The following is a 13,130-nucleotide window of genomic DNA, read 5'->3' on the forward strand; positions in this document are numbered from 1 at the left end:
CTCCTGGGGATTCGCAAACTTGCCGCCGCGACGCAACTTGAATGATTTTGTGTTGATATGAAGGGGGCGAAGTCCGCCCCCGAATTGTAACGCTTTATTTTCTAATGATTATTTAGGTTCGGAACCGAACCATTTTTTGTAGATTTCGTTGTAGGTGCCATTCTCATGCAGCGTTTTCAACGCACCGTTCACTTTCTCACGCAGTTCGTCGCTGCCTTTCGGGAACGCAATACCGTACTGCTGGGCTTCCAGTGAGTCGCCAACGGCTTTGAACTGACCGTTACCGGCGGTTTTGATGAAGTAGAGAATGTTCGGCGTGTCGTGCAGAACCGCGTCAGCGCGGCCGGTACCCAGTTCCATATAGGCGTTGTCGATGTTCGGGAACTGGCGCAGATCTTTGGTTTTGATATTGGCTTTTGCGTAATCAACAGAACCGGTGCCGCTCTTCACTGCCAGCACTTTGCCATCGAGATCTTTTACGCTTTTCACGTCATTGTTGTTGGCTTTTACCATCACCAGCAGGCCGCTTTTGTAGTAGCCGTCGGAGAAATCGATAGCCTTTTTACGCTCTTCAGTAATAGTGATCCCGGCCAGTGCCAGATCGATATTTTTCGTTTGCAGCGCGGGGATAATGCCGCTGAAATCCATCGGCTTCAGTTCATAATCCAGTTTCAGCTCTTTCGCCACCGCTGCCCACAGATCCACGTCGAATCCAACGTATTTGTCGCCTTGTTTGAACTCGAAAGGAACGAATGCAGTGTCGGTTGCCACAACCAGTTTTTTATCAGCAGCCTGGGAAGAAACGGCAAAAGCGAGGGTGAGTGCAGCCAGGGAAAATTTCAGTGCAGACTTCATAGTTTTTCCTTTTGTATCCGGGGAGCGAGCCCCTGCGAGAATGAACGCAGTATGAAAAAATCGTGCCAGGTTTACAACCTATTGTTTTGTAAAGACGAAGCTTTAGCCACTTGCACGCCTGGCGTGGCAACGAGGCGGTAATGCACCATTTTGAGTCACTATTTTGGTGCGTCGACCAACCATTGCCGCAATTGCTCTTATTTAGCGCAGAAGACGGGGGTAAAACAATCGTTTATTAACAATTTTGTGATGGGATAATTACGAAGTGGTAACTTTAATACGGCAAAAGAAGAAAAAGTACGCACCATAAAAGTGCAAACCCCCGCACCGAAGGCGCAGGGGTGTCATAGGTAAAGCAAATGGCTTATTCGATATTGGATTCGATGAACCACAGGAATTTATCCAGATCGCGGGAAGCGGCAGTCAGGATGTCAGCGGTATCTTCATCTTTCGCTTCGCCGATTCCTTTACGTACTTCGTTGGCAACGATGGCATAACGATCGGCCAGTTCTTTCAGATGATCCTGAACGCTGTGAATGTCCAGCGGGTAGCTTTTCAGCGCGGTTTTGCTGTTAATCACCTGCGTGGTACCCAGCGCAACACCGCCCAGCTGTACAACGCGCTCTGCCATGGTATCGAGGTGATCGATCAACGCGGTACGGAACTGATCCAGCATTTCATGCACAGCAATAAAGTTCGCGCCGCGCATGTTCCAGTGGGCCTGTTTGGTAATCAAAGACAGGTCAGTGAAATGGATCACCTGGCGATTCAGCAGCTCAATGGTCGCTTTTTTCTCGCTATCCGATACATCGTTACGGGTATAAAGCAGATTAGACGCTTTCGTTTTAACCAGTTTAGCGGTACTCATAATCTCATATCCTCTTGATGTTTGTGTCCCAGGTAAATACCGGAACTAAGTATAGCACCAGATTAACCTTATCCTGTTTTGGCTATGCCTATCGGTTCGATAGAGTAGTTAAAATATAGGATACAATTTCAAGAAATAACAACTAATCGAATGAATTGTAAGACAATTCTAAAAGTGAGGAGGCCGGGCAGTAAGAATAATTCTATTTTATGCGGGACATGACGATAAGTAAGAAATAATGACAACACGCCGGAGAATTATTCAGCATAAGGGCAATCTCATGCTGAATAATATTATTTAACCGATATCCACTTCTTTTATTGCCGCTTCCCGGCGCAGCGTTAACGTGGAGCCCATCGAGGCGATGACAATCGCCATCAGCGCCAGCACCTGCTGGAGTGCCAGGGTTTCGCCGAGGAAAATCATTCCCGATATCGCTGCTAATGCCGGTTCCATGCTCATCAATGTGCCAAACGTCCGGGTCGGCAAACGAGTGAGGGCGATCATCTCCAGTGAATAGGGCAGTGCGGTGGACAAAATCGCCACGGCAATGCCCAGCGGTAATATCGACCAGTGCCACAGCAATTCACCGGCCTGAATGGCACCGAGCGGCACAAAAATCACTGAGGCAATTAAAGATCCCAGCGCAACCGTCGCCGGGCCATGCTCTTCGCCTGCGCGCTGGCCGGTGATGATATAGATAGCCCAGCATGCCCCGGCCCCCAGCGCTAACGCGGCACCGCCCAGGTCAACATGCGCCACATCTTCCCCCAGCGGCAACAAATACCACAGGCCAAGCACCGCGAGAATAACCCAGATAAAATCCACCGGACGGCGGGAAGAGAAGAGCGCGACGGCCAGCGGACCGGTGAATTCCAGCGCCACGGCAATGCCGAGCGGCACGGTCTGGATAGCTAAATAGAACATGTAATTCATTGCGCCGAGCGCCAGGCCGTAAAACAGCAGCGGCAAACGCTGCTCACGGGTGAAGCGCAAGCGCCAGGGTTTGAAAATTATCACCAGAATGAGAGTACCCAGCGCGAGGCGCAGCGCAGTAACGCCCGGCGCACCAACCAACGGGAAGAGGGATTTCGCCAGCGACGCGCCTCCCTGAATTGATGTCATGGCGATAAGTAAAACGACCACCGGTACCCATACCGGTAATTTACGAGGCACAACAGGCATCCTTTCTCCCGTCAAGTTATGTCAATTGGCGTAAAACTGTCAGTCTACGTGAAATTGTTTTCGCGCGGTTGCCCGTTTGTTGAAAAAAACCTACAAAAAATCCGTAAAATGGTCGGCAGCCGCTGGTTTATTAAGCCATTCATTTAAGAATAATCTGGATGAATGTGCCACATAATGCGAACCATAATGGCGCGTTATGTGGGAAAAACTCAGATTTATGAAAGAGTTGGTTAGTGGCGGAAACTTTCTGTTACATGAAATGGCACTTTAGACTCTATTTCTCGCAAAGAGTTTCCTCATAAGTTTTGATATATTTAAAAACGCAGGACTCAGGAATTACTTGAAGCACATTTGAGGTGGATTATGAAAAAAATTGCATGTCTTTCAGCACTGGCCGCTCTTCTGGCGGTTTCTGCAGGTTCCGCAGTAGCAGCTACTTCTACCGTTTCTGGCGGTTATGCTCAGAGCGACGCTCAGGGTATCGCGAACAAAACTAACGGTTTCAACCTGAAATATCGCTATGAGCAGGACGACAACCCGCTGGGAGTTATCGGTTCCTTTACTTACACCGAAAAAGATCGTACCACCGGTGAAGGCGTTTATAACAAAGCACAGTACTACGGCATCACTGCTGGCCCGGCTTTCCGTCTGAACGACTGGGCAAGCATCTATGGCGTTGTGGGTGTTGGCTACGGTAAATTCCAGCAGACCGAAGACGTTGCTAAAGTTTCTGACACCAGTGACTACGGCTTCTCTTACGGTGCAGGTTTGCAGTTCAACCCGATGGAAAACGTTGCTCTGGACTTCTCTTACGAGCAGAGCCGTATTCGTAGCGTTGACGTTGGCACCTGGATTGCCGGTGTTGGTTACCGCTTCTAATCGCTTTCGCGATAATAAAAAATCCGCCTGTCAAGGCGGATTTTTTTTGCCTGCAAACAGCATAGACCGTTAACGTTTTTTGCGCGTATCGAAAACGTCCATTCCCAGGTGGTTGTAGTCCACTTTCTGCAATTTAAAGTTGGTAATGTACGCAGGCCCGCTTTTTTGCTCAGAGATAAAGCGATACGAATTTTTGATTTGCGTGGCGGTAATGCCTGTCCATTGCGAAAAAAAGCTCAAAAAATCATTTGCCGAACGGCGCGCCTTAATCAGCCTGTGTTTTGTCGCATCGCTCGACAACACCATAAACGGCACCTGGAAGTTCTGCTGGAAATGGTCATCATGGGCCAGATACTGCGCCTCTTTCCCGCGCTCTTTAAACGCCAGCCCGTGATCGGAAAAATAGACCATCGAGAAACTCTCGCCGCTGTTGCGCAGTTGCGAATAGATCTTGCCGAGCAAATCATCCGTCTGGGTTATCGAATAGAGATAGCAGGAGGTCTCTTTCGACTGCACAAATTCGTTGTATTTACCGCCGGTGCGATCGCACGCCTGCGGATGCGAGCCCATTAAATGCAGCACAATCAGCTGTGGCTGGGTACGTTTAACGCTCAGCACCTGATTGGTGAGCTTTAACAGATCGTCATCGCGGGTATTTTTATCCGCTTCGAAATCGCCTCTTTTCAGGAACTGCACTTCATCAGCGCGTTTCGCAATGCTGGCGATAGCGGTGTCATATTCGCCAATTTGCCCCTGATTGGAGAACCACCAGGTCTGGAAACCGGCGCGGTTTGCCAGCGTAACAAAGTTATCCTGATATTGCGATTTGTTGTCCACCACGCGGTTTAACGTCAAACCGAGGGATTTCTGCGTCGAACCGCTGGCAGAAATGTAATCCGTAAACAGGTAGCCGTTTACCTGGCTGGCAAACGGGGTGTTATTCCAGTGGCCGCCAAAAGCCCCAAGGGCATCGCGGCGCGCACTTTCACCAATCACCACCACATAGGTATGGTATTGCGGTTTGACGGCCGTGACGGTCCAGGTGTCTTTCATACTGGAGAGTTGCGCCATGTTCTCTTCTTCTTCCACCACTTCGTGGTAGTTGTACGCCACATCGCGTACAAAGCGCAGCACCGGGACACCGGTATCAATCAGGCGAAATTCAAAACCGCGAAAATGGTTTTGTACCGGGCCGATAAAATAGGACGCCACGCAAAACAGCACGCCGAGCGTGTCCCATTTCAGCCACGGTGTAGAAGGCACCGTCACGCGGCGGCGCAGCGAAACCACACCCAGCGCGAAAATAAACAGGCCAATAACGTAGTGATACCACGGGAAAATAGTGAGGATTTCCGTCGACTCTTCCATATTGGTCGAGCGCAGAGCCAGCAGCGTATTGAAGTTGGGTGCGCCGTAAGCCTGACCAAACGGAAAATAGCTGGCGGCAATCAGCGAGGTGATACCAAGAAAGATTTTTTGCGCGCGCGGCGCGTGACGCCAGAGTACGCAGAGTGCGCAGGTCAACACCACCGCATACAGCACGCTGAATTCGTAACCAAGAGCAAAATTGATTAACAGGGATTGTAGAAAGTAGAAACCAATCCACGGGTTAACAACCTGGCCGCGGAGGACAACGGATTCTTTAAGAATTATGCTCATAGAAGACTTCGTGAAACGCCATGTGATCACCCTGGCGTAAGGGTCAAAACCTGCCGGACAGTGCCTGGAGAAGAGAAGGGGATCCGCTTCTGCGATGCGCAATTTGTGCAGGGCTGCGCAAAGATAAAGCGAGGCGCAGATAAGGTCAACAGTAGCTAAGCGGTTGTTTTGAGAGAATGATTGCAAATCCAGCAAAAACACGCGGATTTTCAGGAAAACCGGTCAGTATGATGGGGAAATGTGACAGAAAAATGAAGCGGCGTGCCGCGACGCCGCATTAGTGTGAAGGTTTGTCGTTGCTTTGCTGTGGTTTGCCGTTGACCATATCGCACAGCATATTCAGCAGCATTAAACGAACCTTAAAGGGAGAGTGACTAAACACGCGCATACACCTCTTGAACTCATTCATCGTAACCTCCTTCCATTTGCACTCCTTCATCCATGAAGAGTGAACGCATTACATACAGATATAGCACAGGCTATATTGTATAGCTATGGCTAATACGTTAATTTTTTGTGCTGGTTCATGGATGGTTTACAATGGCGCTTCTTTTATATGATGCTGCACAGGCGTCACACCGTCAGGGGAAGAACTATGAACCGTCGCGCAGGTAAGCAAACAATAAAAAAAGTGACGCTGGTTAATGTCGAAGAGCACGTTGAGGGCTTTCGTCAGGTACGTGAAGCGCATCGTCGCGAGCTTATCGATGACTATGTTGAGCTGATTTCTGATTTGATCCGCGAAGTGGGTGAAGCCCGCCAGGTGGATATGGCTGCACGGCTCGGCGTCTCGCAACCGACGGTGGCGAAAATGCTCAAAAGGCTGGCAACGGTCGGCTTAATTGAGCAGATCCCATGGCGCGGCGTTTTTCTCACCGCCGAAGGGGAAAGGCTGGCGCAGGAAAGCCGCGAGCGCCATCAAATTGTCGAAAGCTTCTTATTAGTACTGGGCGTCAGCCCGGATATCGCCCGTCGCGACGCCGAAGGTATGGAACACCACGTCAGCCAGGAAACCCTTGAATGTTTCCGCCGCTTTACGCTGCAACACGAGACGCCGCCTGAATGAACCTGCCGTTTTTCCGCGCGATGGCGCGTGACCGGTTTCTGCATCTGTTACTGCTCATCGGTATTGCACTCTGCTTTTTTGCCCCCTTCGCACCAAAGACATGGCCTGCTGCCATTGACTGGCACACCATCATTACGCTCAGCGGGTTAATGCTGCTGACCAAGGGTGTGGAACTGAGCGGCTATTTTGATGTTATCGGGCGGCGCATGGTCCGCCGTTTACATCATGAGCGTCGGCTGGCGATGTTTTTGGTCCTGGCCGCCGCGCTGCTTTCCACCTTTCTCACCAATGATGTCGCCCTGTTTATTGTCGTCCCGTTGACCATTACGCTGAAAAAACTGTGCGAAATCCCGGTCAACCGGCTGATTATTTTTGAAGCGCTGGCGGTCAATGCCGGATCGCTGCTCACGCCCATCGGCAATCCGCAAAACATTCTGATCTGGGGTCGCTCGGGCCTCTCTTTTCCGGCATTTATTTGGCAAATGGCACCGCTGGCGCTGGCGATGATGGCGACGCTGCTGGTGCTGTGCTGGTTCTGTTTTTCGCCTAAAGCGCTGACGTACCATAGCGGCACTACGGCGCCGCAGTGGCAGCCCCGGCTGGTGTGGAGCTGTCTCGGGTTTTACCTGATTTTCATCATCGCCCTGGAGTTGAAACAGGAACTGTGGGGCCTGGCGCTGGTCGCTGTCGGGTTCTTATTTCTGGCGCGCCGGGTAGTAATGCGCGTCGACTGGACATTGCTGCTGGTATTTATCGCCATGTTTATTGATGTCCATCTCCTGACCCAGCTTCCGCTATTGCACGACATTCTGACCCGTACCGGTCATCTCTCCCCATCGGGTTTATGGTTGACGGCGATTGGCCTGTCGCAATTTATCAGCAACGTTCCCGCCACCATTTTGCTGCTCAATTATGTCCCACCGGATACGCTGCTGGCGTGGGCGGTTAACATTGGCGGCTTTGGTTTATTACCCGGCTCGCTGGCGAATCTTATCGCGCTGCGTATGGCGAATAATCGCCGCATCTGGTGGCGCTTTCATCTCTATTCCCTGCCGATGTTGCTGTGGGCCGCACTGGTCGGATACGGACTATTCTTAGTCAGATAGTGCTGATTTGTCAGTTTATCCTGGAAAATGTATTGCAACCGCCTAACTTTAGGTAACGGCGCATTCCCCGCGCCGTTACCTGACAGGAACGTTGCGATCTATGGCAGAAAACACAACTCAACCTGACGACGTTCAGGACAACGAAAACGAAAAGCAAGACGAAAACACCCGTAAACGCCCCGGAAAAAAACCGCTGATCATTCTCGCCATCGTCGTGGGCGTGATGGTGGTGGTTGCGCTGGTGTGGTGGTTACTTACCCGTAATGAAGAGACCACCGATGACGCCTTCACCGATGGCGATGCGGTAACCATTGCACCGAAAGTGGCGGGCTACGTCACCGAACTGCGGGTAAAAGATAACCAACGGGTGAAAAAAGGCGATTTGCTGGTGGTTATCGATCCGCGCGATGCCACCGCGCAGCGCGATCAGGCCCAGGCGCAGTTAGGGCTGGCAACGGCGCAGCTTCATCAGGCGCAGGCACAATTGGCGCTCTCGAAGGTGCAATATCCGGCGCAGCGTGATGAAGCCCGTGCGCAGGTGCTGAAAGCGAAAGCGGATCTCGCCAATGCTGAAGCCGCCTATCGCCGCCAGCGCGGCGTCGATCCCCGCGCCACCACGCAACAAAATATTGATAGCGCCAACGCGCAGTTGCGTAGTGCGCAGGCACAACTTGCCAGTGCGCAAGCACAGCTGGAAGTGGCCGAACAAGTGCAGTTGCAAATCCGCCAGCAGGAAACCAACGTCGAAGCGCGTCAACAGCAGGTCGAGCAGGCAAAAGCCCAGCTTGAAACTGCGAATCTGAATTTGTCGTGGACGAATGTTCGCGCGCCGTTCGATGGCTATGTCACCAAACGTAACGTGCAAACCGGCACGTTGGTGCAGGCCGGGACGGCGCTATTTTCGCTGGTGTCGCCCGATATCTGGGTGGTGGCTAACTTTAAAGAGTCGCAGCTTGAACGCATGCGTCCGGGCAATAAAGTGGCGGTGAAAGTGGATGCCTGGCCGGATCTTGAGCTGGAAGGGCATATCGACAGTATCCAGCAGGGGAGTGGCTCGAAATTCGCGGCCTTCCCGTCGGAAAACGCCACCGGTAACTTCGTGAAAATCGTCCAGCGCGTGCCGGTCAAAATCGTTATCGATAAAGGGCTGGATCCGAACAAACCGTTGCCGCTGGGGCTTTCCGTTGAACCGAAGGTTACGCTGGAATGACCGATCACAGTCATGAAAACTGGCGACCGGCCAGTAACCCGTGGGCGGTGGCGTGGGTCGTCACCCTCGCGGTGTTTATGGAGATCCTCGATACCACCATTGTTAACGTGGCGCTGCCGCACGTGGCAGGGTCGCTCTCCGCCAGTTATGACGAATCCACCTGGGTGCTGACCAGCTACCTGGTGGCGAACGGTATCGTACTGCCGATTTCCGCCTTCTTAAGCCGCACCTTCGGGCGCAAACAGTTTTTCCTGATTTGCATTGTGATGTTTACCGTCTGCTCGTTTTTGTGCGGTATTGCCACCGAGCTGTGGGAAATCATTCTGTTTCGTATTTTGCAGGGCTTTTTCGGCGGCGGTTTGCAGCCCACACAGCAGTCGGTATTGCTTGATTACTTCAAACCGGAAGATCGCGGCAAAGCCTTCGGCCTTTCGTCAATTGCAATTATTGTTGCCCCGGTTCTCGGGCCAACGCTCGGCGGCTGGATAACGGATAACTACTCGTGGCGCTGGGTGTTCTTCATCAACATTCCGGTGGGGATTGTGACGGTACTGGCGATTTACCAGTTGCTGGAAGATCCGCCGTGGGAGCGCAAATCAAAACAGAAACTCAGCATCGACTGGCCGGGTATTGGCCTTATTGCCCTCGGTCTGGGCTGCCTGCAAGTGATGCTCGATCGCGGTGAAGACGAAGACTGGTTCCAGTCCGATTTTACCCGCATCTTTGCCGTACTCACGGCGGTGGGGATTGTCGGCGCCATCTACTGGCTGCTGTATGCCAAAAAGCCGGTCGTCGATTTGCGCTGTATGGCCGACAAAAACTTTGCCGTCTCCAGCCTGCTGATGGCCGGTATGGCAATGATCCTCTACGGCAGTTCAGTGGTTATCCCGCAACTGGCGCAGCAGGATCTCGGTTATACCGCCACCTGGTCGGGGCTGGTGCTGTCGCCCGGCGCGGTGCTGATCGTGCTGACGATCCCGCTGGTGCTTAAACTGATGCCGATCGTGCAGACGCGCTGGATAATCGCCTTTGGCTTTTTCTGCCTGGCGGCCTCGTTCTGGTGGTCGCGCACGCTGACGCCGGATATCGACTTTGAGACGCTGGTGTTGTTCCGTAGCGCGCAGTCGATTGGCCTCGGTTTCCTGTTTGTGCCGCTGACCACCATCGCCTTTATCACCATTCCCCGGCAGCTTAACGCTGACGCGGCGGCGCTGTTTACCATGTTTCGTAACGTGGCGGGATCGGTCGGTATTTCGCTGTCAACGGCGGCGATCACCGAGCGTTCGCAGGCGCACATGTCTCATTTGGCCGAGCACACCTCGCCCTTTAATGAACAATTCCAGCTGGCGCTACGTTCGATGGCTGAGGCTATCCGTAATTTCACCAGCGTGGCGGGCGATCCGTTCTCTAACGCCACCGGACAGATGTACAAAGCGATGATCGCCCAGTCGCGCTTTCTGGCGTACATCGACGTCTTCACCATACTGAGCGTCGTGGCGGTTTTATTGATCCCATTTTGTTTATTGCTTTCGCCGATCAAGAGCGAAGGCAGCGCAGGAGCACATTAAATATGGCATGGCGTCGTTTTCCCGTAACCTTTCTGTCACTGTGGCTTGCAGGCTGCGCGGTGGGGCCGGATTACCAGGCTCCCCAGCCGCAAACGCCCGCGCGCTGGAATGATCCGGGTGATGCTTCGGTCAACTCGCAGGCCACTTCTCAGGCCATCAACCCACGCTGGTGGAAGACCTTTAAATCACCGCAACTGGACAGCCTGATTGAGCGAGCCATCGCCGGGAATTTGTCTTTGCAACAAACCGTGCTGCGCATTGCCGGTGCGCGTGAGCAGATAAACCAGGCCGGGGGCGCGTTCTTGCCATCGGTCAACGGTTCGCTACAGGCCACACGCCAGCAACTGGGCATTGAAGGCGAGCTGAAATCTCATGATGTGTACGGGCAACTCAACGATGTCGATCCGGCCATCAGCGGCGCGCTTGGCGCATTGACCCAGCCGGTCAATCTCTATCAGGGCAGCTTTGATGCGCAGTGGGAGCTGGATTTGTGGGGCAAAGTCCGCCGCCAGGTGGAAGCGGCCTCGGCGCAGCAGCAGCAAGCCATTGAACAGCGTAACGACGCGTTGGTGTCGCTGGAAGCGGAAGTGGCGCGCGCCTGGTTACAACTGCGCGGGGCGCAGAGCATCATCGCAACATTGAATACGCAGATTGAGAGTGCGCAAGAAACCTTCACTCTGACGGAAAACCGGCAGAAGGGCGGGTTATCACCGCAACTGGACGTGGAAAATGCCCGTGCGCAGGCGGCAAACCTGGAAGCCCAACTGCCGCAGTACCAGGCACAGGAGCGCCAGGCGATGAATGCGCTGGCGGTGCTGCTCGGCAAAACGCCGGGTGCGCTGGACAGCGAATTGCGCACGACGCAGCCGCTACCGGCGCTGCCGGATATCGTGCCGACTGGTATTCCTTCAACGCTGGCGCGCCGTCGCCCGGACGTACGTGAAGCAGAAGCCAGCCTGCATGCGGCCACCGCGCAGATTGGTGTTTCTGTCGCGCAGCTTTTCCCGAGCCTCACCCTGAGCGGCCAGTTTGGTCTGCGCAACAGCGAAACAAACTGGCTGACGGACTGGAGCAGCCATTTCTACAGCTTCGGCCCGCAGGTCTCGATCCCGATTTTCCAGGGCGGTCGGCTGGTGTCGAGCGTCAAACTGGCGCGGGCGCAGCAGGGTGCGGCGGTGCTTAATTATCGCCAGACGGTGCTCAGTGCGTTAAGCGATGTGGAAAATGCGCTGGTCAGCTATCGCGCCGATCAGCAGCGCGAAGCGAGCCTCGATAAAACGCTGGATGCGCTGCAAAGCGCATTCTCGCTGGCCAGCGACAGCTATCGCAAAGGCATTGCCAGTTTTCTTGATGTGCTCGACGCCCAGCGTCAACTGGCGCAGGCCAGCCAGCAGCGCGAACAGGCGCGGGTACAAAGCAGCCTTGATTTAGTGGCGCTGTATAAAGCGCTCGGCGGCGGTTGGGAACCGTATCAAAATGTGCAACTGCCTGATTACAAAGTGTTTGGCGATGCACCGCGTGGATAATGAGAGGATTGGGCAAGAAACAGGCAGGATCCTCACATTCGCCGCGCGGATGGATTGCGTATAACTGTTTGCGTCAACTAAACAGATGAGGAGACGCCACAATGCGCTACAAAAAACTCGGCAATACCGGACTGTTTGTTTCTGAACTGTGCCTCGGTACCATGACTTTCGGCGGTCAGGAAGGCATGTGGGGCAAAATCGGTCAACTGCAACAGGCACAGGCGGAGCAACTGGTCGGCAGCGCTCTTGATGCAGGCATTAACTTTATCGACACCGCCAACGTCTATTCCGGCGGTCGTTCGGAAGAGATAACCGGCCAGGCCTTAAAAAACCTCAATGTACCGCGTGAAGATGTCATCGTCGCCACCAAAGTGTTTGGTGAAACCGGCACCGCCGGGGTGAACTCGCGCGGCAGTTCGCGTTATCACATTATGAACAGCGTGAAAGAGAGCCTGAAGCGCCTGCAACTGGATCATATCGATCTCTATCAACTGCATGGTTTTGACCCGGCCACGCCGATGGAAGAGATGCTCTACGCGCTGGATAACCTCGTACAGCACGGTCATGTGCGTTATATCGGCGTCTCCAACTGGGCAGCATGGCAGATTGCCAAAGCGCTGGGCATTTCTGAACGCCTTGGACTGGCGCGGTTTGCCTCGTTGCAGGCGTATTACACCATCGCCGGGCGCGATCTGGAGCGCGAACTGGTGCCGATGATGCAGAGTGAAAATGTCGGTCTGATGGTCTGGAGCCCACTGGCGGGCGGTTTGCTGAGCGGGAAATATGGTCGTGACGGCCAGGCAGAAGCAGGTGGTCGCCGACTGGAGTTTGATTTCCCACCGGTGAACAAAGATCGCGCCTTTGACTGCGTGGATGTAATGCGCACTATCGCTGACAGCAAAGGGGTTTCGGTGGCGCAAATCGCGCTGGCCTGGCTGCTGCATCAGCAGGTGGTCACCAGCGTCATTATCGGCGCGAAACGCCCGGAACAACTGGACGACAACATTGCCGCCACGGCAATTCAATTGAGCGATGACGAGCTGCAACAGCTTGATGCCGTCAGCGCGTTGCCGCGCGAATACCCCGGCTGGATGTTAGAACGCCAGGGCGAGTATCGCCATAATCAGTTGAAACAGCAGTAATTTAACCCCTTCCACAACCTTCCACAGGCCGGATGAGCGTTTGAGCGCCATCCGGCATTTTTTTAT

General features: G+C 53.6%; 12 protein-coding genes. 7 read left to right on the top strand and 5 right to left on the bottom strand.

The annotated features are described in order from the left end of the window. Positions 1–108: 108 nt before the first annotated feature. The 3 genes from glnH to rhtA form a co-directional block, all read right to left on the bottom strand. Positions 109–855 (bottom strand): glutamine ABC transporter substrate-binding protein GlnH, encoded by a 747-nt coding sequence (glnH, locus tag Q5705_07815; protein ID WLI78431.1) that lies wholly within the window; start codon positions 853–855, stop codon positions 109–111. A gap of 364 nt (positions 856–1,219) precedes the next feature. Continuing rightward, complete coding sequence (gene dps, locus Q5705_07820) at positions 1,220–1,723, bottom strand: DNA starvation/stationary phase protection protein Dps (GenBank protein ID WLI78432.1); 504 nt, start codon at positions 1,721–1,723, stop codon at positions 1,220–1,222. A gap of 297 nt (positions 1,724–2,020) precedes the next feature. Further along, complete coding sequence (gene rhtA / locus Q5705_07825) at positions 2,021–2,908, bottom strand: threonine/homoserine exporter RhtA (GenBank protein WLI78433.1); 888 nt, start codon at positions 2,906–2,908, stop codon at positions 2,021–2,023. Between the two features lie 363 nt (positions 2,909–3,271). Between rhtA and ompX the strand changes: the two genes are divergently transcribed. After that, positions 3,272–3,787 (top strand): outer membrane protein OmpX, encoded by a 516-nt coding sequence (ompX, locus tag Q5705_07830; protein ID WLI78434.1) that lies wholly within the window; start codon positions 3,272–3,274, stop codon positions 3,785–3,787. A gap of 69 nt (positions 3,788–3,856) precedes the next feature. Here ompX and Q5705_07835 read toward each other — a convergent pair whose 3' ends face one another. Then, the gene (locus Q5705_07835) at positions 3,857–5,446 is read right to left on the bottom strand and encodes a phosphoethanolamine transferase (protein ID WLI78435.1); all 1,590 of its coding nucleotides are present in this window, start codon (positions 5,444–5,446) and stop codon (positions 3,857–3,859) included. Positions 5,447–5,723: 277 nt separating this feature from the next. Beyond that, positions 5,724–5,855 (bottom strand): manganase accumulation protein MntS, encoded by a 132-nt coding sequence (mntS, locus tag Q5705_07840; protein WLI78436.1) that lies wholly within the window; start codon positions 5,853–5,855, stop codon positions 5,724–5,726. A 186-nt stretch (positions 5,856–6,041) separates the two neighbouring features. Here mntS and mntR point away from each other — a divergent pair, with 186 nt between their 5' ends. The 6 genes from mntR to Q5705_07870 all read left to right on the top strand — a co-directional run bounded on the left by mntR (position 6,042) and on the right by Q5705_07870 (position 13,064). Continuing rightward, complete coding sequence (gene mntR, locus Q5705_07845; GenBank protein WLI78437.1) at positions 6,042–6,512, top strand: manganese-binding transcriptional regulator MntR; 471 nt, start codon at positions 6,042–6,044, stop codon at positions 6,510–6,512. Then, a complete protein-coding gene (locus Q5705_07850; protein WLI78438.1) occupies positions 6,509–7,618 on the top strand; it encodes an anion transporter in 1,110 nt (369 codons plus the stop codon). The genes mntR and Q5705_07850 overlap by 4 nt, the downstream gene beginning before the upstream one ends. 100 nt (positions 7,619–7,718) lie before the next feature. Then, positions 7,719–8,828, top strand: a complete 1,110-nt coding sequence (locus Q5705_07855; protein ID WLI78439.1) for an HlyD family secretion protein — start codon at positions 7,719–7,721, stop codon at positions 8,826–8,828. After that, positions 8,825–10,396, top strand: a complete 1,572-nt coding sequence (locus tag Q5705_07860; protein WLI78440.1) for a DHA2 family efflux MFS transporter permease subunit — start codon at positions 8,825–8,827, stop codon at positions 10,394–10,396. The genes Q5705_07855 and Q5705_07860 overlap by 4 nt, the downstream gene beginning before the upstream one ends. A gap of 2 nt (positions 10,397–10,398) precedes the next feature. Beyond that, a complete protein-coding gene (locus Q5705_07865; GenBank protein ID WLI78441.1) occupies positions 10,399–11,922 on the top strand; it encodes an efflux transporter outer membrane subunit in 1,524 nt (507 codons plus the stop codon). A gap of 101 nt (positions 11,923–12,023) precedes the next feature. Next, positions 12,024–13,064 carry an aldo/keto reductase gene (locus Q5705_07870; protein ID WLI78442.1) on the top strand — a complete coding sequence of 347 codons (1,041 nt, stop codon included), beginning with the start codon at positions 12,024–12,026 and terminating at the stop codon, positions 13,062–13,064. Positions 13,065–13,130: the final 66 nt, after the last annotated feature.

Source organism: Kosakonia sp. H02, assembly GCA_030704225.1.
GTDB lineage: Bacteria > Pseudomonadota > Gammaproteobacteria > Enterobacterales > Enterobacteriaceae > Kosakonia.

What these genes read in the sequence shown, in the direction of transcription:
- glnH (WLI78431.1), bottom strand. Translation starts at nt 855, where the DNA reads ATGAAGTCTGCACTGAAATTTTCCCTGGCTGCACTCACCCTCGCTTTT.
- dps (WLI78432.1), bottom strand. Translation starts at nt 1,723, where the DNA reads ATGAGTACCGCTAAACTGGTTAAAACGAAAGCGTCTAATCTGCTTTAT.
- rhtA (WLI78433.1), bottom strand. Translation starts at nt 2,908, where the DNA reads ATGCCTGTTGTGCCTCGTAAATTACCGGTATGGGTACCGGTGGTCGTT.
- ompX (WLI78434.1), top strand. Translation starts at nt 3,272, where the DNA reads ATGAAAAAAATTGCATGTCTTTCAGCACTGGCCGCTCTTCTGGCGGTT.
- Q5705_07835 (WLI78435.1), bottom strand. Translation starts at nt 5,446, where the DNA reads ATGAGCATAATTCTTAAAGAATCCGTTGTCCTCCGCGGCCAGGTTGTT.
- mntS (WLI78436.1), bottom strand. Translation starts at nt 5,855, where the DNA reads ATGAATGAGTTCAAGAGGTGTATGCGCGTGTTTAGTCACTCTCCCTTT.
- mntR (WLI78437.1), top strand. Translation starts at nt 6,042, where the DNA reads ATGAACCGTCGCGCAGGTAAGCAAACAATAAAAAAAGTGACGCTGGTT.
- Q5705_07850 (WLI78438.1), top strand. Translation starts at nt 6,509, where the DNA reads ATGAACCTGCCGTTTTTCCGCGCGATGGCGCGTGACCGGTTTCTGCAT.
- Q5705_07855 (WLI78439.1), top strand. Translation starts at nt 7,719, where the DNA reads ATGGCAGAAAACACAACTCAACCTGACGACGTTCAGGACAACGAAAAC.
- Q5705_07860 (WLI78440.1), top strand. Translation starts at nt 8,825, where the DNA reads ATGACCGATCACAGTCATGAAAACTGGCGACCGGCCAGTAACCCGTGG.
- Q5705_07865 (WLI78441.1), top strand. Translation starts at nt 10,399, where the DNA reads ATGGCATGGCGTCGTTTTCCCGTAACCTTTCTGTCACTGTGGCTTGCA.
- Q5705_07870 (WLI78442.1), top strand. Translation starts at nt 12,024, where the DNA reads ATGCGCTACAAAAAACTCGGCAATACCGGACTGTTTGTTTCTGAACTG.